Source organism: Tenacibaculum caenipelagi (assembly GCF_004363005.1).
Lineage (GTDB): Bacteria > Bacteroidota > Bacteroidia > Flavobacteriales > Flavobacteriaceae > Polaribacter > Polaribacter caenipelagi.
Genome location: NZ_SNYH01000006.1, coordinates 49,869 through 74,688 on the forward strand (window position 1 = coordinate 49,869; position 24,820 = coordinate 74,688).

General features: G+C 33.2%; 14 protein-coding genes. All 14 read left to right on the plus strand.

The features are described 5' to 3' along the window. The first annotated feature begins 18 nt into the window (after nucleotides 1-18). On the plus strand, nucleotides 19-1,983 hold the full coding sequence (locus DFQ07_RS13160) for a phage tail sheath family protein (RefSeq protein WP_243743992.1): 1,965 nt from the start codon (nucleotides 19-21) through the stop codon (nucleotides 1,981-1,983). A gap of 128 nt (nucleotides 1,984-2,111) precedes the next feature. Continuing rightward, nucleotides 2,112-2,558: a phage tail protein gene (locus DFQ07_RS13165; protein ID WP_133537634.1), complete on the plus strand. Its 447-nt coding sequence runs from the start codon at nucleotides 2,112-2,114 to the stop codon at nucleotides 2,556-2,558. Next, entirely contained in the window at nucleotides 2,558-2,995 is a 438-nt protein-coding gene (locus DFQ07_RS13170; RefSeq protein WP_133537636.1) for a phage tail protein, read from the plus strand. Before DFQ07_RS13165 ends, DFQ07_RS13170 begins: the two co-directional genes overlap by 1 nt. Before the next feature lies 1 nt (nucleotide 2,996). Continuing rightward, entirely contained in the window at nucleotides 2,997-3,158 is a 162-nt protein-coding gene (locus DFQ07_RS15665; RefSeq protein ID WP_166627794.1) for a DUF5908 family protein, read from the plus strand. Further along, nucleotides 3,158-3,844 (plus strand): CIS tube protein, encoded by a 687-nt coding sequence (locus tag DFQ07_RS13175; protein ID WP_133537638.1) that lies wholly within the window; start codon nucleotides 3,158-3,160, stop codon nucleotides 3,842-3,844. The genes DFQ07_RS15665 and DFQ07_RS13175 overlap by 1 nt, the downstream gene beginning before the upstream one ends. Continuing rightward, entirely contained in the window at nucleotides 3,845-5,590 is a 1,746-nt protein-coding gene (gene vgrG, locus DFQ07_RS13180) for a type VI secretion system tip protein VgrG (protein ID WP_133537640.1), read from the plus strand. Between the two features lie 3 nt (nucleotides 5,591-5,593). Next, a complete protein-coding gene (locus DFQ07_RS13185; protein ID WP_133537642.1) occupies nucleotides 5,594-5,884 on the plus strand; it encodes a PAAR domain-containing protein in 291 nt (96 codons plus the stop codon). 2 nt (nucleotides 5,885-5,886) lie between these two features. Beyond that, nucleotides 5,887-6,300, plus strand: a complete 414-nt coding sequence (locus tag DFQ07_RS13190) for a GPW/gp25 family protein (protein ID WP_133537644.1) — start codon at nucleotides 5,887-5,889, stop codon at nucleotides 6,298-6,300. Nucleotides 6,301-6,308: 8 nt separating this feature from the next. After that, complete coding sequence (locus DFQ07_RS13195) at nucleotides 6,309-9,491, plus strand: baseplate J/gp47 family protein (RefSeq protein WP_133537646.1); 3,183 nt, start codon at nucleotides 6,309-6,311, stop codon at nucleotides 9,489-9,491. Further along, nucleotides 9,479-12,217, plus strand: a complete 2,739-nt coding sequence (locus DFQ07_RS13200; protein ID WP_133537648.1) for a YegP family protein — start codon at nucleotides 9,479-9,481, stop codon at nucleotides 12,215-12,217. Before DFQ07_RS13195 ends, DFQ07_RS13200 begins: the two co-directional genes overlap by 13 nt. A 45-nt stretch (nucleotides 12,218-12,262) precedes the next feature. Further along, on the plus strand, nucleotides 12,263-17,374 hold the full coding sequence (locus DFQ07_RS13205; RefSeq protein ID WP_133537650.1) for a hypothetical protein: 5,112 nt from the start codon (nucleotides 12,263-12,265) through the stop codon (nucleotides 17,372-17,374). After that, entirely contained in the window at nucleotides 17,374-19,158 is a 1,785-nt protein-coding gene (locus DFQ07_RS13210; protein ID WP_133537652.1) for a contractile injection system tape measure protein, read from the plus strand. Before DFQ07_RS13205 ends, DFQ07_RS13210 begins: the two co-directional genes overlap by 1 nt. Nucleotides 19,159-19,177: 19 nt before the next feature. Then, entirely contained in the window at nucleotides 19,178-21,049 is a 1,872-nt protein-coding gene (locus DFQ07_RS15670; protein WP_166627795.1) for an eCIS core domain-containing protein, read from the plus strand. Nucleotides 21,050-21,055: 6 nt separating this feature from the next. After that, nucleotides 21,056-24,817 carry an eCIS core domain-containing protein gene (locus DFQ07_RS15810; protein ID WP_133537654.1) on the plus strand — a complete coding sequence of 1,254 codons (3,762 nt, stop codon included), beginning with the start codon at nucleotides 21,056-21,058 and terminating at the stop codon, nucleotides 24,815-24,817. Nucleotides 24,818-24,820 lie beyond the last annotated feature (3 nt).

The following is a 24,820-nucleotide window of genomic DNA, read 5'->3' on the forward strand; positions in this document are numbered from 1 at the left end:
AATTAAAAACTAGTAATTATGTCAGCGTACAAAACACCAGGAGTCTACGTAGAGGAAATCGTTAAGTTTCCCCCTTCAGTAGCTCAAGTAGAAACAGCAATTCCAGCTTTTATCGGATATACAGAAAAAGCTAAAAAGAAAGAGGATGATGACCTATTGTTAGAACCAAAAAGAATTACTTCAATGTTGGAGTATGAAACTTATTTTGGTTTTTCTGAAAAAGAAACAACTATTGGAGTCAATGTAATTAATGCAAATGAAGCAAATGAAGAAATTATAGTAACACAACCAAGTACTCCTTCTCCTTTTAAAATGTATTATAATATGCAGATGTATTTTGCAAACGGAGGAGGTCCATGTTACATAACCTCAGTTGGAACCTATTCTTCAGCAAGAACAAACAACAATGTAAACCCAGTACTTCTTGAAGAAGTAGGAAATAATGGATTTAAAGGTTTAAAAGAAGGGTTAGAAGAAGTAGAATATATAGACGAAGTAACCTTACTTGTATTTCCTGATGCAACTTCATTAACGTCAGATGCAGATTTTTATAGTTTATATTCTTTAGCACTTACTCAATGTAACAAACTACAAGATCGTTTTACAATTATTGATACATATTCAGATAAAGAATATGATGATGGTGGAGGAGATGTAGATCCAGTAGAAGCTCTTAGAGATAAAATTTCTTTAGAAAAAGATTACTTAAAATATGGAGCAGCTTACTTCCCATATTTAAATACGATTTTAGACTTTTCTTATAATGAAAGTAGTATTGAAGTTCAAGGACTTGAAGAGAGTTTATCAGTACAAGCAGACAATGTAATAGACGGTATCGATTTAACAAAATTAGAAGATTTATTAACTGCATTAGTTGATACAGAAAATGCTATTGATGCAGCAGCAGACAATACAGCAGCATTATCGTTTAAAAACAATGCTATTTCTAATGTTAAAAATATTATAAGCTATTTAGAAGATGTTACTTCATCGATTAATGATTTAATCTCAGCAGCTGAAGATTCAGGAGAAGCTTCTTTAACAGCACCAAGTGTTAATATGACAACTTGGATGGACAATAACTTAGAAGCTATTCTAGCCGATTTACATAGTAAAGTATTTAAACTACAACAAGACGATACTAAAGCTAAGTTAACCGGAAGTTTAACCTCAAATGCAACCAATGTATATGGCTTATTAGGAATTACTGATGAAGTTGACATGACTAATAATGGAATTTATACAGACTTAGAAGGGCAAAAAACAGCAGATGAATTATTTGCTTTAAAAGGAGCAATAGATCTTTTAGGAGGAGTAACAACATTACCTTCATTAGCTGACTTAAAAGCAGAGAACAATGCATTGTACAACAAAATAAAGTCAGAAATCGGATTATTACCTGTAAAGCTTTCGCCTAGTGCAACCATGGCAGGAATTTATGCTAAAGTTGATGCCGATAGAGGAGTATGGAAAGCACCAGCAAATGTAGGTTTAAACTATGTATATGGACCATCTGTTATAATATCACATGATGAACAAAAAGATTTAAATGTAGACACTAAAGCGGGTAAATCTGTTAATGCTATCAGATCGTTTGTCGGAAAAGGGAATCTAGTATGGGGAGCAAGAACACTTGCAGGGAATGATAATGAGTGGAGATATGTGTCTGTGCGACGTTTCTTTAACATGGCAGAAGAGTCAATTAAAAAAGCAACTGAACAGTTTGTTTTTGAACCTAATGATAAAAACACATGGGTACGTGTAAAAGCAATGATCGATAATTTCTTAACGCAACAATGGAGAGCAGGAGCCTTAGCAGGACCTACACCAGAGAAAGCATTTTATGTTAGTGTTGGGTTAGGTGAAACTATGACAGCTCAAGATGTTTTAGAAGGAAATATGATTATAGAAATTGGTATGGCAGTAGTACGTCCAGCTGAATTTATCATTCTAAAATTCTCTCACAAAATGCAAGAAGCATAACCTCAGATTAAGTTCATGAGGTGTTAGCTTAAAGACCAAAAAGCATTTCGATGCAAAAGTCAAACTATTTAAATACTCAATTAGTGAGTAAGCTAATTAAAAAAACATAACCAAAAAAATAAAGAATCATGGCAGAGTCATATCCAATTCCAAAGTTTTCCTTCGAAGTAACCTTTGGAGATACGAAATTTAATTGTACAGAAGTATCTGGGTTAAGTTTCGATAATAAAGTAATAGAATATCGCGGAGGAGCAGATAAAGAATATCATAAATCAAAACAACCAGGATTGTTTGAGTATAGTAACATTACGATGAAGAGAGGAACTTTTGTAGATGAAAGTAAACAGTTTTATAAACAATGGGCTAAAACGGTTTATTTTCAAGAAGGAGGAGAGCAATTTAGAGGTGATCTAACGATTAAGTTATTAGATGAAAATGGTGACCCTGCAGTAGTATGGGAAGCTCAAAATGCATACATCACTAAAGTGCAACCTACAGATTTAAAAGCTGATGGTAATGAAATAGCTATTGAAACAGCTGAATGGGCTATTGAAAAATTAAAAATGTCATCGTAATGAGCTATCATCCACCAGTAGGATTTAGTTTTAAAGTTGAGTTTGAAGATATTTCAACTTCAAATGGCGACAATTCATTTCAATCAGTTTCGGGTCTCTCGGTAGACCTTGAAACTGAAGAAATAGCCGAAGGAGGAGAAAACAGATTCAAACATAAAATTCCAGTACGTTCTAAATATCCCAATCTAGTTTTAAAGAGAGGAATGCTTGTTGATTCAGAAGTGATTAAATGGTGCAAAAAGGCACTAGAAAACTTCGAAATACAACCCGTAAACATCAATGTAATGTTATTAGGTGAAGATCAGCAGACAATACAAACATGGAATGTAGTACACGCATATCCTATAAAATGGAACGTGGGAGACTTTAACGCTGAAGAAAGTAAACTGGTTATAGAAACACTTGAATTAACCTACAACTATTTTAAAGTAGCCTAACATGCCTATTACTATTAAAGAATTGCATATCAAGATTAATGTAGATGAAAAATCAGAACCTCAAGGAAGAACTAGTGGTTCAAAAAATGGTAACACAGCAGCTATTGTCGCAGCATGTGTTGAAGAAGTAATGGACATTCTTGAAAGACAAAAACAACGATAATGAGTCAAGGAGAGTTAAAAAAATTAGTCATAAAAGCTTATAAGGACGATAAGTTTACCGATGAGGTTGCTGATGGGGAATTTACAACATTGGTTAATCCAGAGAAATACTTGATTGCTTATAAGCCTGAATATACTGAACAACAAGGGCAAGGTACAAGTGCAACACAACCAAGCTTTACTAGAATTGCTCCACAAGAACTAGATTTAGATTTATTATTTGATAGTAGTGGTGTTATAGATGGTGATTCCAATTTAAAAGATGGAATTATAGATAAGATTGATACGTTTAAAAAAATTGTATTCGATTACAGTGGAGAAGAGCACAAGCCTTATTATTTAATGATTAAATGGGGCGCCTTGCTCTTTAAAGGTTCTTTAGTAGATCTTTCTATAGAATACAAATTATTTGCTCCAGATGGAACCCCATTACGAGCCAATGCAAAACTAAAAGTAAAAGGAACTGTTGATGATAATTTACGAGTAGCAAGAGAGAATAATCAATCACCAGATTTAACACATTATCGTAAAGTAAAATCAGGAGACACCTTACCGCTAATGTGTCATCGTATTTATGGAGACTCTAAATATTATTTAGAAGTTGCTCGTGTAAATAAAATCATGCAGTTCAGAAAATTGCAACCTGGGCAAGAAATCTTTTTTCCACCCTTACAAAAATTTGCTTAGATGAATAATACAGGAACCATACAAACTTCAAAAAGTGCCGATTTAGTCACGTTTAAAATCTTGATTGAAGGAGAAGAACTTTCAAAACAATATGAGGTAAAAAATATTACTGTTTCTAAAGAGGTAAATAAAATACCAACTGCTCAAATTGTTTTATTAGATGGAGATGCTTCTCAAAGAGATTTTAAGTTGAGTAATGAAGAGTTGTTAATTCCAGGAAAAGAAATTGAAATAACAGCAGGGTATCATTCTGATGAAGAAACTATTTTCAAAGGGATTGTTATTAAACACAATCTGAGAATTAGAGCCAACTCAGCACAACTAATAGTTGAATGTAAAGATGAAGCTGTAAAAATGACGGTAGGTAGAAAAAGTAAATATTTCTACGAGAGTACTGATAGCGACATTTTTGAAGAAATTATTGGAAACTACGGTTTAGCTAAAGAAGTAGAAGCCACAAACTATAACCATGCTGAATTGGTACAATACAATGCTTCAGATTGGGATTTTGTTGTTTCAAGAGCACAAGCCAATGGGAAATTGTGCTTTGTAGATGATGGAACGATAACTATAGCCAAACCAAATATAAGTCAGTCTGAAATAGAAACGGTAACCTTTGGGGGTTCATTATTAGACTTTGATGCAGAAATTGATGCTCGTCATCAAGTAAAAAAAGTAGCAGCCTATAGTTGGAATCATGCTGACCAAGAGGTTATCGAAATTGAAGGAAAAGATCCTAATGTAAGTTTGAATGGAAATTTATCTGTTTCAGATTTAAATGAAATCATTGGTTTGGAAAGCATGGAGTTACGACACGGTGGTGTAGTAACCGATACCGAATTACAAGATTGGGCAGATGCCAAGTGGTTATTTCAACAATTAGCAAAAGTAAGAGGTCGTGTAAAATTTCAAGGAATACCGTCGGTAAAACCAAACACCATCTTAAAATTGGAAGGTGTGGGCGATAGGTTTAATGGAAATATATATGTAACGGGAGTTCAACATGTAATTTCAGAAGGGAACTGGGTTGCTAATGCTCAATTTGGGCTTTCAACCGAATGGTTTTCTGAAACCTTTGAAATCTCAGCAAAACCAGCTTCAGGATTATTACCCGCTATTCAAGGATTGCAAGTAGGAATTGTTTCTCAATTAGAAGAAGATCCTGATGGAGAAGATAGAATTCTGATACAAATTCCCATAGTAAATAACGAAGAAGAAGGTATTTGGTGTAGAGTAGCCTCACCCGATGCTGGGGAGAATAGGGGAATTTTCTTTCGTCCTGAAATAGGTGATGAAGTTATTGTAGGGTTTATCAATGAAGATCCTAACGATGCTATTGTTTTAGGAATGTTGCACAGTAGTGCAAAGCCATCCCCCATAACAGCAACAGACGACAATCATGAAAAAGGAATCATTACCAGAAGCGAAATGAAAGTGTTGTTTGATGATGATAAAAAAATAATCACGATTGAAACACCCGCAGGAAAAATCATTTCACTTGATGAAGATGAAGGAGCAATAACAATTGAAGATGATAACTCCAATATAATTACGATAAACAGCGATGGGATATCAATGGAAAGTGCAGGAGATATATCATTAAAAGCTTCAGGAGATGTAAGTATTGAAGGAACCAATGTAAATATTACAGCCAATGCAGAATTTAAAGCAGAAGGTAGTGCTGGAGCAGAAGTCTCAACAAGTGCTATAGCTGTTTTGAAAGGTTCATTAGTTCAAATAAATTAAAAAATGGGAAATCCAGCAGCAAGAATAACAGACATGCATGTATGTCCAATGGTAACAGGTGTAGTTCCACACGTAGGAGGTCCAATTTTACCAGCAGGAGAACCTACGGTATTAATAGGAGGCTTACCTGCAGCAAGAGTAGGTGATATGGCTACTTGTACAGGACCACCAGATAGTATTATAGCTGGGTCAGGAACTGTGTTAATAGGAGGCTTACCTGCAGCAAGAATGGGAGATAGTACAGCACATGGAGGGACTATAGTTTTAGGAGAACCGACAGTTTTAATAGGATAACAATGGAAAATAAAAAAGCATTTTTAGGAATAGGATGGGGGTTCCCTCCTGAGTTTTCAGAAGACCTGAGCGAAGTAGTAATGATTTCTGATGAAGAGGACATTAAAAGCAGTTTAGAAATACTGTTAACGACTCGATTAGGAGAACGAGTAATGTTACCTAATTATGGTTGCAACTTACAAGAACTCCTTTTTGAACGCTTAGACAGAACATTGATAACTTATACAAAAGAGTTGATTGAAACAGCTATTTTATATCACGAACCGAGAATAGATGTTATCCGAATTGATGTTTCAGAAACAGATCCTTTAGAAGGAATGTTGATTATAAAGATTGAGTATAAAATTAGAGCTACTAATAGTAGAACCAATGTGGTTTTCCCTTTTTATAAAGGAGAAGGAACCGATATAAATTAAGATATATCATGAGTAAAATCATTTCTAACATATTACAACGAAACGGAACAGGACAAGAGCTACGATACATTAAAGCATTGAATCCTGAAAATTTCGAACTTCACGATTTTACCATAGAAGATTGGATATTGTTTGCCTATAATTTTGCTAAAAAGCTCAATTATTTTCCTACAGAAAATCACGAAGTAGCTTCAGGAGATTGGCAACATTTTTTCAAAAAACTAACCACTGAAAATATTCCTTTTAGAGGAACAAGAGAGTACAATAAGTTAAAAGAAAGTATTAAGGCAACTCTTGAGGGATATAGCGAAGAAGGTAAATTAAGTCCGCACTTAACTTTATTCGTATGTTTTTTAAAGTTATTAGAACTTTCAAAAGAACGATTTAACAACTTAACCAAACGTCATTTAGATTTTTACTACAAAGAAATACTTCAAGTTCAAAAAAGAGAGCCAATTCCTGATCAGGCACATGTAATTTTTGAACTAGCTAAAAAAATAACGGATGAACGAATAGAAAAAGGTACTTTATTAGATGCAAAAAAAGACAGTCTTGGTAATCCGTTAGTATACGAAACAGAAGAAGAGTTAATTGTAAATAAAGCATCAGTAGGAGCTATAAAAACAGTTTATAATAACAACACAGCAGAATTAAAAAAGATAAAAGTAAGTGAGGTAGCAAAAACGAAAGATGGAATTGAAGAGGAATTACCAGAAGATGCCCCATATTGGTATCCTTTTGGATATCCAGCAAGTGAAAAGAATGCTACTGAGTTAGCAGATGCTGAACTTGGATTTTCTATTGCTTCACCGATGTTGTGGTTACAAGAAGGAGAAAGAACTGTAACCGTTACCATTAAGTTTAAAAATAATTTTGAAGCATCATCTTTTGAGGTGAGTGATTTGATTTCAACCATTCAACTTTTTGGAAGTGGAAATGAAAAATGGATAACACCAACATTAATTGCCATTAACCATGTAAGCGAAGGTAATTTAGAAATTACCAATGAAGCAAGTTTTACATTCACATTAGGACTTGATTCAGAAGCGTTGGTAGCATATAATGAAGAGTTTTTACTTAAAAAATATAATACATCACATCCATTAGTTCGTTTTGTTTTTGATGTTTCTAACACGAATGGATACGATTTTTATAGGTTGTTGGCAGGAAATACACTTGAAAAAATAACTATAAAAACAGACGTTAAAGGAGTAAAATCAGCAACCGTTGAGAATGATAATGGAGGGGTAAGAACCAAAAAACCATTTCATCCTTTCACAACACGTCCTATTGAAGGGTCGAATTTTAGTGTGGATTATAACGAAGCTTTTTCGAAAAAATGGAAAAATTTCACAGTAAACCTCCGTTGGAAAAATACTCCAGAAGATTTTAAAGATTGGTATCAAGCATACGTGCAACCGTCTAGCTATTCTTCAATTAACACATATAAAAACCAGCTTATAGAAGATATAAGTTCAAGAGCTATCTTAGTTCAAGATGAAAATTATTTTAAAGCGGAAAAGAGACTGTTACATGCCGCTGGAGAAACTAAAGAAACGATAGGCGAAATTGTAGAACTCTTTAAAAAAGAAGTTTTTGAAGACGGAGATAATGAAGAGATATTTTATACCGCTGTTTTTACAGTAACTAATTCAGGAAATTCATATGAAATAGATAAGGCAGGACCTTTACAATTATCGTTACAGCAATCATTTTTTCACGAATTATATCCTAAATTATATGCATTAGCAGTTAGTTCAAGAAGCAGACTTATTAACCTTCCTAATGAACCCTATACACCTTTGGTGGAATCTATTTCTGTGGATTATACAGCAGAAGAAAGCATAGTAATGAAAGAAATGAATTTGGAAGGGAATCGCATTCAATTGTTTCATGAACATCCTTTTGGGCAACACGAAGAAAACTATGCAGAGAAAAAGTATCTTCAAAAAGAAAAAGAAATTATAGATGTGTTTGATAAAGATACCATTCAAACTTTTTTGGTATCTAAATACTGTTTAGGAGGACATTTATTCTTAGGAATAGAAAACCTAGAACCTCAACAAAACCTATCCTTACTAGTTCAGGTGTTAGAAGGAAGTGAAAATCCATTAGCGGAAAGTTTTGAAGAGAATGAAAAAATCCAATGGTCAATTCTTTGCAGCAATAAATGGAAAACGCTTGAGAATAATATCATTGCAAACAATACCGATAATTTCTTAAAATCAGGAATTGTTAAATTCTCAATTCCTAAAGAAGCAACTACCGATAATACTTTATTACCATCAGGTTATACTTGGATTAGAGCTCAAATGCATAAGTCATATGACGCAGTATGTAAAGCAATTGGAATTCACGCTCAAGTAGTATTGGCTACCTTCAAGAATAACGATAATGAGGTAAGTCATTTAAAAAACGGGTTGCCTAGTGAGACCATCAAAAAAATGGTGACACGCATTCCGCAAATAAAATCAGTTTCGCAGCCATACAATGCATTTGGCGGAAGTACAGAAGAATCTGATGCCAATTTTTATAGAAGAATAAGCGAGCGATTACGTCACAAAAACAGAGCTATAACTTTATGGGATTACGAACACTTAATCCTTCAAGAGTTTCCAGAAATTTATAAAGTGAAGTGTTTAAATCATACTTCAGAAACAAGTTTTACTGCAGCTGGTCACGTTACTTTGATTGTGGTACCAGATACCGTAAATAAGAATGTATTTGACATTTACCAACCAAGAGTTAGCAAAGCTACTTTAAATAGTGTTACTACCTATATTAATTCTTTAAACACCTTGCATGTAAATGCTGAGGTTATCAATCCTAATTATGAAGAAGTAACAATTGGGTTAGAGGTTAGTTTTTATGAAGGATATGATGAGAACTATTATAAGGATCAGCTAAAAACTGACATTACAAAATTCTTGTCTCCTTGGGCGTTTGACGAAACCAAAGAAGTAACCTTCGGGATTATGCTGCACAAAAGCATATTGATTGATTACTTAGAAAAACTGCCTTATGTAGATTATTTACAAAATGTAACCATGAATGGTGACGCTAAGGTGTACAAAATAGAACCAAGTAACCCAAAATCAATATTAGTTTCAGCAAAAGAACACAAAGTAAGTACTGTATTAACTACCTGTAAAGGAACTAAAAAAATCATAGAACAAACATGTCAGCTATAAATGAACATATAAGTATTCCTAAGAATATATCTACCAAAGATGACTTAGATTTTTCTTTTTTAAGAAAAGAAGGAATCTCTTATTTAGAAACATTAGGAGGTAAGTTATGGACTGATTTCAATTCGCATGATCCAGGAGTTACTATTTTAGAAATGTTGTGTTATGCCATCACCGATTTAGGTATGCGCATTGATACACCACTGGAAAATTTATTAGCATCCAAAGATCCCAATTTATCACTACAAGCACAATTTTACAAAGCTTCAGAAATTTTCCCAACCAAACCAGTCAATGAATTAGATTACAGAAAACTGTTTATTGATTTAGAAGGTGTAAAAAACTGTTGGTTACGAATTTATAATAAACAGGTGTTTGTTGATTATAAAAATAACAAATTAGGGTACAAAAAGTTTGAAGGTATTTTACCAGAATTTCAAAAAGATTTTAAGCTAAAAGGATTGTATTCACTGTTAGTTGATTTAGAAGAAGGTTATACAAAAGAACAGGTTTTTCCTCACATAAAAACTACATATCATAAAAATAGAAACTTATGTGAAGATTTAATAGAAATAAAAGAAGTAGACACTCAACCGATAGCTATTTGTGCTAATGTTGATGTAACTCCTGAAGCAGACGAAGAATGGGTATATGCTAATATTTTATTCCAAATAGAAAACTACCTATCACCATCTTTAAAGTTCTATTCAATCCAACAAATGTTAGATAAAGGGTATACAACCGATGAGGTTTTTGATGGACCTGTTTTAAAAAATGGATTTATTGATGTAAAAGAGTTGAAAAAAGCTGAGTTGAGAAAAGAAGTACGTCTTTCTGATGTGATGAAAATTATCATGAACATAGAAGGAGTAAAATTAATTAAAGATATCTCTGTAGGTTTTTGTGATGAAAATATTGTTCAAGAAAACAAATGGGTTGTTTGTATCGATCCTGATAAAAAACCTGTGTTATGTGAAAAGAGCACTTTTAATTTTAGCAAAGGTTTTCTTCCGCTGAATTTAAACTACAATAAAGTAGACGAGTATTTAAAACAGTTAAAAGAGGATGAGATTGAATCGCAACAAATAACAGATGAAGACAAGGTTTTATCGTTACCAAAAGGAAGTTATATAGAAGCTAACGAGTATACCACTATTCAAAATGATTTCCCCGATACATATGGGATTGGTCAGGAAGGGTTAGCTATGCATGTTACCAATGAAAGGAAAGCAAAAGCGAAGCAATTAAAAGCCTATTTAACGTTTTTCGATCAAATTTTGGCGAGTTATTTCAAGCATTTATCAGAAGTAAGAACGTTACTTTCTGTTAATGGACAAGAAATGCGCACTTTTTTTACACAAGCTGTTAAAGACATCAAAGATTTTGACGAACTCGTTAGTGAATATCCACAGTCAGATGATGATGAATTAACAAAGCTATTATTCAATCAGTTTGATAATAATATAGAGCGAAGAAACTCCATTTTAGACCATTTATTAGCGCGTTTTGCAGAACGATTTGGAGAGTATACATTTATTATGAAAGCGCTTTATGGAACAGCTACTGATGAGATCGTATTGTCAAACAAAGAAGCCTTTTTAAAGGACTACAAAGTGATAAGTAGCGAAAGAGGACTTGCTTTTAATTATTACAAACAACCCCAAGAGAACTTATGGGATACTAGTAATGTATCTGGATTTCAAAAGCGGGTAGCACGTTTAATGGGAATTGCTAATGAGAAGCGAAGACACTTAACAGAAACCAATGTAGAGATATACGAATTAACAGATAGTGATGATCAAACAGTATATAGATGGAGGTTGAGAGATAATGATGGAAACATACTTTTATCTGCTACTGAAAATTATGCGAAAGTAGCTTTCGCTATTGAAGAATTGTATTTCGCAGTATTACAGGTTGTACAAACTAAAGAAAGAGACATAGAAAAAGCTTTTCAGAATGGGTTTGTAGATAATATGCAAGTAGGATTTATAAGAATTCATAAATCTACTCCTTCTAAACCATCCATTCCTGTTAAATATTCTTTTGATGTAATTGATCCAGCACAACCAGTTAGTAGTTCCAATTATATCATAGCCAAACAGTACAAATATTATGCTAATATCAATGATTTGAAAAAGGCGTTATTGGAGGTGATTTCTTTTCTAAAAAAAGATTTCACTGAAGAAGGAATATTTTTAGTTGAACATATGCTATTGCGTCCAGATGTTACCGATAATGAAGCAGAAAATTTCTTGCCTATTTGTGCAAAAGACTGTGAAGATTGCGGAACTATCGATCCTTATTCTTATAGAGTTAGCATTGTTTTACCAGGATATACGTATCGTTTTTCAAATCCAGATTTTAGACGCTATATGGAAGATGTTATCAGACAAGAACTTCCAGCACATATATTACCTAGAATATGTTGGGTAGGAGAGCGAAAAGGAATTGTGCCTGATAATGAAAATGATTTGTTACAGTTCGAAAACTCTTATAAAGAGTACCTGTTCGCTAAAACAAATCTAGAGCAAGAACAACCAACAGAAAATGGTGAATTACAAAATTTGATACACGCAATGCATCAGCTAAATACAATTTATCCGGTAGGAAGATTAACTGATTGTAGTGCAGAGGATGAAGCCCTAGACGGAAGAATCATTTTAAATCAATCCAGTATAGGAAGCATTGGAGCAGAAAAAGAAAATAATAACGAAGAAAACTCATAAAAATAGTACGTGTTTATTTATTAACACAGCCAAAACATAATACGTATGGAAACGACTAACCTAAAACTAAAAGAAATTACAACTGAATATAGTAAGTTTAATGCCAATCAAGTATTAACAGAAACACAATTAAACACATTTATTGATTATTTCGATGATCAAAACCGTTTATCTAGGTTAGGTTTGAGTGGTGTTGGTTTAGCTTGTGGTTTTAAAGTAACTCCTCAGTTTACCATAGATAAAGCAGCTGTTACAAGTATTGAAATAACTCAAGGAACTTCAGTAACTACTGACGGAGATTTAGTTCAGTTTTTTGATTTAATAGAAGAAAACCTATCATCAAAAACATTTTCATTCTATAAAAAATTTGAAGATACTGATGGTAATTACGAGCGTTTTAAAGATTCTCAAGATAAGCAGTACAACTTATGGGAATTACATACAGAAGAAGATGATTCATATACCAATTTAGTTGAGTTTCCTGAGATACAAAAAATGGCTGTTTTGTTGTATTTAGAGCAGTACTCGAATGAAGATGAATTGTGTAGTAAGTTAACATGCGATAATCAAGGTATCGAACAAATTAATAAGCTACGAGTATTACTTATTAGCGTTGAAGATTTAGAAGCAATTGCAACAAAGGATACTATATTTTTAAAGCACAATTGGTATAAAATTAATGATGAGTTACCTGTTGTAGAAGCAAAAAGAGTTGTATTAAATGAAAATAACACACAAACATTTACAGAGCTAAAAGCACAGTTTGATAGTGTTGTTAAAGATGAAAGTATTAGTGTAGATCTAATAAAAGGATTCGATGCAATATTCTCAAAATTTCAAAAACCCTCAATAGCTACTAAAATAAAATCATTATTTAGTTTTAGTTCTTTGGCTGTTCCATTAGATTTTCAATATCGATATGATGTTATAAAAGATTTGGTAGATACTTACAATGAGATTAAAGAATTACTTCTTCACATCAACGTAAACTGTTGTCCAAACATAGGTGCTTTTCCAAAGCACATCATGTTGGGAAAATTGAAGCAAACAGAAGATTATCCTGAATTACGTCACCGATTTTATAAATCAACTATTGTAGGTCATGAAAATGAAAACCTTCAAAAAGTACAATTGTTAATTAATAGAGCAATTGCAATGGTGAATGGTTATATAGGAAAAACAAAGTCTGAAGAAGTTATTATCACGCCATCACAAGCACATACTCCTTTAAGCGATAAAGCAATTCCTTTTTATTACAATGTTTCTTCACAGTTTTTAAAGAATTGGGACTTTAACAAAACAAAAAATTACAGAGCAAATCAAAACTTAAGTTATCATAAAGAAAACCTTTTAAACTCCTTAGCAATTCAAAAGCCATTATCATACAATATTGATAAAAATGATTTTTACAGAATTGAAGGACATCAAGGAAAAATGTATAGAGATGCCTTAGCAAAAATTCTAAAACTTAAAAAAGATAACGGATTGAGTTTTGATGTTAAAACACTTTCTATCAATGCTACTGAACAAACTATTAATATAAACAATTACGAGTGTGAGTTTGAAGACTTAAAAATGTTGTTGAATGCATGGAGAGCAGAACAGAATTGTATTTTATCAGAGGTGAGTAAAACCTTCTCCGCCTTCAAATTAACCAATCCAAAAGTAAATACAGTTGTAGATGAATTTATTCCATTAAAAGATAGAGGTATTATTATTGAAAGAGGAGATGTTATTGATGCTGTTTCGATAGATAAAGAAGCAATAAGTAGAATGGACATACTTTCAAAAACAGTTAATACTCCAGAAGAAAATATCTATAAATACGATGTTACCTACGATAAAAATTATACAAACGTATTTGACAAAGAAAATATAGTTAAAGAGAGTTTAACAAAAGAAGATGATTCGTTAGGAGGGTTAATAGAAAAAGTATTTGATAAAAATAAAGATGGATCTGCAAGTGATATTATTGTAGAGCTTAATAAAGAAACAGAAGCGATAAAAGAAAAAGAAGTATGGAAAGAAGAGCCTACGCTTAGTGACTTCATTTTAACAGATCTTACAGAAACCTTGGTGCATGCATATATCTTAGACACCAAAGTGCCACTATACATAAGAGACATAGATAATCTTGTGTTAACAAGTTATAAGCTAACCATTGCAGAGCTATGTAAAAAAGTAAAAAAACTACAAGCAAAGTATAACAGTACTTCATTAGAACTATCAACTAAACAAATTTTAGGATTATTAATTAATCAATTATCAATTGTTTGTTGTTCAGGAAAAAAGTTAGAAACATTACTTGCCGAAATAGATAAAAGAAAGAAAAAGATTTTAGAAAGAATACAACTTTCAGAATTTGTAAAACAACATCCAGGGCTTGAACATAAAGCGGGAGTTGTTCCAGGAGGAACTTTTGTAATGGTGTATGTTACCGAAAATGCAGCTGATAAAAATACATTTGATGATGTAGTGTTGGATGTTGTATTTAAAAATCAGCCGATATTATCAGATATAGGGATTATAAAAGACGAATTTGTATCTTCAAAAGAAACTTTTTTGGGAAAAGAAGTGTTGTACAAAAATGGAGGAGTAATCAAATTATGGGATACAAGCTCAAGTATTAATTTTTCATTTGTAGATAGAAGTTACTTTAACCTAGAAGACAGATTGTTTTTTGAACAAGATGTTGTTTTGGTTGGAAAAACATTAGCAGAAACAGTAAGTAATTTTACAGCATTCTTAAATAGAATATGGTTTAGAGCGGGTGTTTCTAAAATTCTTAGCGCAGAAGAAACAACTATGTATAAAGACGGGTCTGTAGGAATGCGCATTACTATTAAAGATCACTTAGTACCTAAAGGCGAATACTTTTTTCAGATATACAATCCTGTTGTTTTAGAAACTACTAAACGATTGTATTTTGACGAAAATGAAGTGATTAGTGAAAACGAAACATTAAAAAACACAGTAGTAGCAGATTTTTCTTTGCCCTATATGTGTTGTTCAGACTGTGCGCCAGTAAATTTCATAATTCCTAAAGAACCTCCGTTTTTAAACTTGCCAGTAAGCACTATTTGCTTGCAAAAAGATACTGTAATTGAACCTTTAATTTTTATTGTGAGACCTGTTGATGGAGAAGTAAAAGCTATTGCTCCAGAAGGAGTAACAACTGGAGTGTTTAAAGATCCAGAAGATGAAAAATGGAAAATAGATGTTACTAAAATTGACAAAAGCTTATTAGGTAAACCTATGAAGTTTACAGTAAACGATGAACCTACCGATTGTGAACTTACGGTATATCCAGCATTAGAATTGGTAGTAGATGTAGAACAACCTATAGAATATAATGATGATAAATCACAAGCAAGAGTAACATATGTGTTGCATTGGAAAGATGCTGATTTTGTCAATGCTGATTTCTTTGCAAATATTAAGTATTCTTGGGATTTTATGGGAGATGGTATCAAAGTAGAACGTACTCCAGTAAACAATAAAGTTTTCCAAAATTATACATTACCAATTGATGACATTAACAATGAAATACATCCTTCATTAGAAATTTCATTAGGTCCGTGTAAGAAAGTGATAGCTATTAATTCTATAGTTTTTGATACACTAACACCATCAGAGTTAGCCATTCAACCATCATATTGTATAGATCCTACCATAGAAAAAACAGCTATAATTCCATTTACAAATGTAAATGGAGTGGTAACGATAGTAGGAGGAGCCATAAATGGAATTACTATCGAAAATAATCAACTAGTTATTAATGTAGCTAGTTTTGAGAATTATGATCAAACAATTGAATTTTTAGAAGATGGACAAACAACAAATGCTAGAATTACGATTCATGAAGTAAAACAAATAAGTATTCGTGAACGAAGTGAGTCTAGGTTTGTTTGGAAAAACGGACAGTTATTTTACGAGGCTGCTTTTGAAGCAATATTACCTGATGGGGTAAAACCAGATGGATTAAAGTACCAATGGAGTGTAAATGAAATTGAAGCTACTACCGAGTTATTTACTCCTCAATTATTAGTTAAAGAAGGAGTAGAGAATTCTTATACAATAACATTAACTATAACTGATGGTGGAGGATGTACTTCAAGCACAGAGTTTGTTAAAGAGATTCCGTTTCCTGATTTCACGATAAGTTTGGGTGGTACTACATTTTGTTTAAATGATAGAGAACCACATTCCGTAATGGTTAGGCCACAGTTTGAAGGAGTGCAATTAACAGGAGGAAATGTTAAGTTGAATACAGCAACTAATTTGTGGGAATTTGTTCCTGCAAATTCAGGACTAACAGGTTCAGGTACTGTGAGCATTGGTATTGTAGGAACATTTGTTACGCAACCGGTAAGTTTAATCACAACACCTCAGGCGAATTTTACACATAGTTTTGATGAAACAACAAGAATATTATCACTGACAAATACGTCAGAGATAGGAAAAGAATACCGATGGGTTATCAATGGGGTTGAAAGAGAACCACAAACTAAAAGAGTAACTATCACCGAAGATTTAAGCAACTTTGATGGAAGCACTGTAGAAGTATCCTTGTCAGTTGTAAGTACTTGTGGTACGAATACTAAGAAAGAAGCCATTGATATTAATAATACACAAGACAAAACATGTGAGGATATCACTAAAGATAGTGTAATAAAAGACTTTGAATTGCTAAGTAGAAAAGACGCTAACCTGGGAACAGTGATAAGTACCAATGTGGTTATACCTACCAATGATATTTATGAGGAAATTGTAAAAGATGAAAGTAACTCTTACTTAAGCGGAGACAAGAACAATCAATTACCAGTTGTTTTCCCAGACCTTTTAAGAAACACATCAGGACTACTTGTAAAAGATGTAGAAAATAGAACCTTACTAGTAAAATATTATAAGGCTCAAGTGAAGCTGTTCTTTAATATACTTCATTGTCAAGAACAAACAGTTTTAGAAACAGATGAGAATCACGGGAACATTTCAGAATTGATAGATGTTATTAATAATGATTTTATAATGTTTAAAGAAGTTCAGATAAAAATAGCAGATGAGGCTTTTCTACAGTTTTTAAAAGTATATGCTACTGAAATTCAAGCAGCATACATTTCTAAGTTGATTAATGAAAAATTAATACAAAACTTATAATGCTAGAGAAAGAACATAGTATTCAAAAAGTATTTGTTGAGGTAAATACAAAAAGTAAAAAGATAGCTGATGAGTATAAAAACTCGATAGAGAACTTTTTACAGGAAGAGGTGTTTCCTGAAATTGAAAAATATTTTAACTCTAAAGAATTAGAGAATGAAGAATTTATTCAACAAGTAGAAATTTTGAATATTGAAGTTAATGTATCAAACAATAACAAAACCATAAATTTTAGTAGTGCAAAGCAAGAAATTAAAGAACGCATAGTAAAAAAACTAAAAGCAATTTTTAGAAATCCAGAATTGCATGAAGTAGCTGTTAATACAGTTCCTGTTATACAATCTAAAACAGATTCCTTTTTTCATTTTTTACAATATGGAACTACAGCATGGTGGAATCAAAACGAAGAAAAAAGCTTAACCAAAAAGGTATTGTTTGAAATTACAGAGAGCTCAAATTTCGAGGAGAGATTTTTAAGGATCTTAAGTAACCCTATTCAAAAAAAGCGATTAATTCAGCAATTTAAAGAAGATGAACTTCAAATTTTATTTCTAGGTGTTTTTGATAAACCAACAGGGTATGTAGAGTTTTTATCATCTCTCAAAGAGATAAGCTTCTTGTCGTATAAAACAGAAAATAAAGTATGGGAAATCTTTATTAACGCTACACTTAGTAAAGATTTTTCGAGAGTAGTAGAAGAGATTCAAAAGGTAATAAAGATTTCAAAAAGAGAAGATTCTTCAAACAACGACCAAAAGAAATTAACAAGGTTTTTAAAATTATTGACTTCAAAAAGCACACTATTTGTTAATCAATTTAATAGTGAAAGACTTAAGGATAGTGAAGTTAAAAGTAAGAAGAGAAGTGATGAAATTACTGATGAAAAATTTATCGAGAGAAAAGAAGAAAGAGTTAGTACAAATAATGAAGATAGGGTAGATGATAAGGAGTATACTAAAAATAAAAAAGTAAATGAAGAACCTACTTCAGAGGAAAAAGAAATAAATCATTTTAGTTTACCCAAAGATAAAGAGGTTAAAAAATTAGAGAACCAAAACAAAAAAGACATTTTAAAAGAAGAAGCATCAAAAAAAGAAAAGAAGTCGATAGAGAAAGAAGAATTAAAAATAAAAGAGCAAAAAGAAAATAAAAGTGTTTATAAGAATCTAGAGAGAAGTTCAATAGACGAAAAGACATTCAAAGAGCAAAAAAGAGCAGATTATCAAAAGAGGCATAAGGAAGCCTTGAAAAATGCATTTTCACAAGAAAAAGAAATAGTTAGTGAATCAAAATCTCATATTGTTAAAAATGCAGGGTTAATACTGTTACATCCTTTTTTAAAACAGTTTTTCTATTCATGTGGCTTTCTTGATAAAGAAAACCAAATCATCAAGCCAGATGAAGCAGTTCACTTATTGCATTATGTAGCTACTAAAAAAGAACAGCAATTTGAGAACAATCTAATTTTTGAAAAATTTCTGTGTAACATACCAATTTATCAGCCTGTAGAAAGAAAAATAATATTGAGTGATGAGGTAAAAGAAAAATCAGAAGAATTATTAAAAGCAGTACTTCAAAATTGGGAGGTTTTAAAAAACTCTTCTCCAGATCTTCTTCGTAATGAATATTTACAAAGGGAAGGAAGGTTAGATTTAACTAAGGATACCCCCACGTTAACAGTCGAAAGAAAAACACAAGATATCTTATTAGATACAAAATTACCTTGGAATTTAAGTTTATGTAAACTTCCTTGGATGAAGGAATTAATTTTTATGAATTGGTAACATAAAAACTTTAGAAGTCATGTTTAAAAGAGATAAAAAACCAGAACCAAATAATCCTTTGAAGGGGGATGAGAAAAAGAACCCTTTTATTCAACCAAAGTTAGTATTTGGTCGTAAAGGAGATCAATATGAAGTAGAAGCAGATAAGATGGCGGATAAAGTTGTAGGAAATATGAATGAATCTAGTTCTATTCAAAAGAAGGAAAATGAAGAAGAAATTCAGCAAAAACCATTAGCTTCTGAAGTAAGCTCTCTTGTACAAAAAGTAGAAGCGTCAGAAGAAGAACAACCCGTTCAAAAGATGGAGGAAGAAGAAAAGGTACAAAGTAAAGAAGAGGAGGAGCCTATTCAAAAACAGGAGGAAGAAGAAGCAGTGCAATCGAAATGCGACGATTGTGAAAAAGAAGAACAAGTACAAAAAAAGGGAGAGGAAGAAGAAGCAGTACAAGCTAAAGCAGATAATAGTGCTTCAACTAGAAATAAACCCTCTTTTGAAAGTAAATTAAGAGGAGGAAGCGGAGGTCAAAAAATGGATGCTGGTACATTAGGTGAAATGGAATCGGGTTTCGGAGCCGATTTTAGTCATGTAAATATTCATAATGATTCAGAAGCAGCCCAAATGAGTCAAGAAATAGGAGCGCAGGCATTTACACATGGAAACGACATCTATTTTAATAAAGGAAAATACAATCCGAACTCCAAAGAAGGAAAACACCTTTTAGCACATGAGTTAACACATACGATTCAGCAAAAAGGAATGGTTCAGAAAAAAGTACAGAAATATCCAGAGCATAGTTGTACAGATGGAGAGGTAATTAATAGAGCGCAAACCGTAGTTTGGTTTGAACGAGATTCTACGCGTTTAAGGAGCGATGGAAGTGTAGACTCTACAACACATTTACTTTTATTGATGAGAGAAGTGAGAAGTTATTTGGATTTAGCTCAAAATGGTGAAGTAATTATTTATGGTTATGCAAGCGAAGAAGGAAGTGATGATTATAATAAAACATTATCCCAACAAAGAGCGAATAGAATCAAAGATCTATTGGTTGCAGGAGGTCTTCCAGAAGACCAAATAAGAGCTGTAGGAAAAGGAGAAAGTCTTTTCTATGAAAACCTTGAAGATAATAGACGTGTAGAAGTGAAATATAAACCACCCGTAACTTGCATGGAGTTTGAGCCTTTGCCAATAGAAGGGAATACTTGTGGAGCGCTAGATTGCACATCTACTCCTTATTTACTAGGGGCTAGAACACCTCATTACGGAAGAGGTAACGATTTTAAATATTTTGATTTTCCTTCTCTGAGTACAGGTGATTGGTTAAAAGTAGCACCTTTCCGACTTATGCCAGATGGAATGCTAGAATTTGGAATGGAAAATGTCCTACGTGGACTAGCAGGCTCTGATGGTGTTGACATGGTAAACCATTTTAGAGGTGGCTCAGGTAGTACATGGACGCACGGATTAGGAAGTAGATTGTCGAGAGAAGCAACGTATTGTCCTTCCGTAAATGGGGCTATGTCTTATATAAAAACACAACTTGCAGCACAACTTCGGGTAATGAAAACAATGGGAGCAATTGATTGTAGTGCTTTTAGTATATCTCCATTACCAGTATTCCATTTTAGTTTTTCAGATAGTGTAGCCTTGAAAGGTATCATTGGCGGTACTCAAGGTATGGATGTTTATTTGAAAAGTTTAAGACTGAAAGACCAAGCTACATGCGCTTATGAGTTTGAAATACAGTTGGCTATTTTTGATGATTTTGGAGTTGATGAGTCCGACTTATATTTCCCTGCATTAATAAAGTTTTGGATTTTACAACACGAGCGATCTGGTAACAAACCTTTTATTAATAAGCTTTTAGTTAATAGGACAATAACTATTTAATTTTCGATGAACTTTAGCTCCAAAATACAAAAATCAAAAGGAAGCCCAGCCCAAAAGAAGTCTGGAAGCTTTATTCAACCTAAGTTAAATGTTGGGAAACCTGGTGATAAATATGAAGTAGAAGCAGATAAAGCTGCGGACCAAATAGTTGCTAAAGAAAAAGAATCTCCAAATTCTTTTTTTGCACCAACAATTCAAAAGAAAAATGAAGAAGAGGTTCAAAAACAAGAATCAAATGAACAAGAGATTCAACAAAAACCTCTGGTTGATTCCATAAGTCCAGCAGTTCAATTAAAATCAGAGAATATTATTCAAAAGCAACAAGAAGAAGAGCTTCAACAAAAGAAAGAGGAAGATATTCAAAAAGTTTCAGAAGAAATTACTGAAACCACCTCAGAGAGTAATACAAATTCTAGAGAGTTAGTTCAGCAACAAACCGAAGACGAGATTCAAGAAAAAGAAGAAGAGGAAATTCAGGAAAAAGAAGAAGAGGAAAACCAACAACTACAAATGTCGGGTGGAGATGATACTTCTTCCTTAGAAAGTAATTTAAGTAGTTCCAAAGGAGGAGGAAGTCCGTTAGGAACAGATACTAGAAATGAAATGGAATCAGGTTTTGGAGCCGATTTTAGTGGTATACGTGTTCATAACGATAGTAATGCGGTTCAAATGAATAAAGAGTTGGGGGCTCAAGCATTTACCAACGGGAATGATATTTATTTCAATGAAGGAAAATACAATCCAACTTCTGAATCTGGAAAACATTTGTTAGCACACGAATTAACTCATACAGTACAGCAAGGAGCATCGGTACAACCTAAGATGATACAGAAGACTGAGGATGAAGCCACAGAAGTTCCTCAGACAGGGACTTACTATGATTTCACAACTGATCCCCCAAAGATTTTTATAGACGACTTACCGATTCCGGCATTTAAACAAGGATTCATGTCATCCTCAAATAATTTTAGAGCTCGAGAGTTTAGTGGTAGTTCTGGAAGATCAGGTGATAATGATGCTGGTCAATCAACTGTTTGGGATGGTATTAGTAGCGACGGTATCCATCAAAAGCTATTAGAAGGTGGATTGCTAAACGACCGACTTTATCAGATTTCTACAACAATAAGATCAGGTGGTAGGTCTAAAAAATTTGATAGGAGTGGTGATGCAGCTTTATTAGCTCAAAATTTAAAAGTAGCATTTTGGGATGAAAATGATGGGGCAAAAGAAAATTACGAAATCGATCATAAAGAAGAATTACAACTAAAAGGTTGGCCTCGTATAAGAACTGCTGGACAAATTGATAATTTACACCTGTTAAATAAAGATGCAAATAAAACTTCAGGAGATGATATAAAAACTAATGTGAATACGGCTATTAAAGATTTGGTTAGAACTGATGAAGAAACGAAAGATGCCGTTGCTTCTAAAGGAGTTAATGTTAATAGAATTAATGATACATTAGCTAATGCTATCAAATCAAGATTTGATATTCACTACAGAAGTTTCAGTACTTCTTCTGATCCTCCCGTTGTAAAAACTTGGAGTAAAGGTAATATAGAAGCAGGTGATCATATACCTAAATTATTATCGAGGCAAAAAGGAAGAGGAGCTGTAAATTTTTATGATTTCCAAGACCCTAATCCTAGTCCTGAGTTACCTTTTGATCCACATCCTGCAAGCTTAAATCTTGAAGCAAGAATAGGGTCTACTTCTAGTTATGTTTTGTATTGGGGGGATAACTTAGGTAATAGATCCAAAATTGCTTGGAGCGATCCAAATTCTATAGATCAACTAGCTTCTACCAATCGATTTGATCCAAGGTTAACTATGCATGGCAAGTTTTTTAATGTTGAAAGCATGCAGTTTAATCCTGCTGTCGAAACAGGACAAAAAGGTTATTTAAGAGGAAAGCCATTTAAATTTAGATCAGTAGATGGATCTAGACGTTTATTAGAGTTACCTGAATATTATGATTGGCCTATCTATAAGATGCCAGGAACTACTTATGCAGGTTTTTTGAAATCCAGCGATCTTAAAAATTTTTTAAATACAACAAATGCAGAATTTAGCTTACTTAGTCCTTTCAGTATTGATACTATTCAACTAACTGAAGCTGGTCTAATAGGAAGAGGTACTCTTTTACCATCTGTGCCTTTTATATCTAGAGCCAATATAGAAATAGTCATAACAGAAGATGATGTACGATTGCAAAAAGTATTTTCAAGTGGTGATTTGGATATGCCAGCACCTTTTAATATTTCGGATGTAACCTTAGCTCTAGGATATGGCATTCAGAATGGTTTCTTTATAGAAGGACGCGTAGATTTTGGTATAGATAATGTCGGAGAAGGATATATAGGAGCAGCAGCATCTACTGCTGGAGGTTTTGCACTTGAAGGAGCTTTCAATTTTGATTCAGAATTATTTGATCCTGCTGAAATAAATGTGGAGTATAAAGAGAATATCTGGACGATTGGAGGCGAAATAGGTATTCCTGAAGGTAAGGTTCGTGGCATTAAAAATGCTACAATTACTGCTTCTTACAGTGAAAATAACTTTACCGCTACAGGTACGGCAGAGCTTGACATTCCAGGGATTGAGCGTGGTACTATGACCTTGAATTATGGAGACGAAGGATTTTCAATCAGCGGTAACTTTGATTTAAGTTCAGACATTCCTGGTATAAGAGGGGGTAATGTAGAGGCAAGAGTTGCTAAAGAAGCAGGAGCTGAAAATTACGATATTTTTGTTTCTGGTACAGCACAACCAGATATACCGGGAATCGATTCCTCTTTAACGGTTACCTATGAAAATGGAGCGTTAACCATAGAAGGTAGCGCATCCTATAATCGAGGTATGTTAAGTGGAACTGTTAACGTTGGAGCTACAAATAGGGCTATTGGAGATGATGGAGAGCCGACTGGAGAACCTGATGATACGATGAGAGTTTATGGGGGTGGAAGCCTAACTTTAACCTTAACATCTTGGTTGCAGGCTACAGCTGGAGTAAACTTTTTACCGAATGGAGAAATTGAAATAACAGGTAGAATAGGACTTCCTGATACTGTGGACATCTTTGACAGACAATCTGTTGATAGAAATCTTTTCAATATGCCAGCGATTGAAATTCCAATCTTTGCTATTCCACTAGGACCAAGAAGTATTGGAGTCGTTGCTCGTATAACTGGAGGACTTGACTTTTCAGCTGGTTTCGGACCAGGACAAATAAGAAGTTTGTATGCAGATGTGGTTTATAACCCAGATCGCGAAGATGAAACTACAATATCTGGACATGGAGAATTTGTAATACCTGCTGATGCTGGATTGACATTAAGAGGAGATTTAGGATTAGGAGTTAGTGTTGGAGTTGCTAGTTTAACTGGGGGTATTGAGGTAGCTGGTAGTTTAGGTTTAGAAGGAGAAGCACTGGCCCAAGTAGATGTAAATTGGAGTCCTCAAAGTGGTTTAGCAATTGATGCTTTAGGAAGAATAACGGTTAATCCTAAATTCACTTTTGATATTAATGCATTTGCAAGAGCAAGTTTAGATTTATGGCTGTTGTCAATTTCAGAAACTTGGCGTTATAATTTAGCTTCATTCTCTTGGGGGCCAGATATACAGTTCGGAATAGAGTTCCCTGTTAATTATAGAGAAGGGGAGCCATTCAATATGTCTTTTGAAGATCTGAGGGTAATTTATCCAGAATTAGATATAGGAGATATGCTAACAGATTTGGGAAGAGACATTAAGGACGATATTTTTTAATTA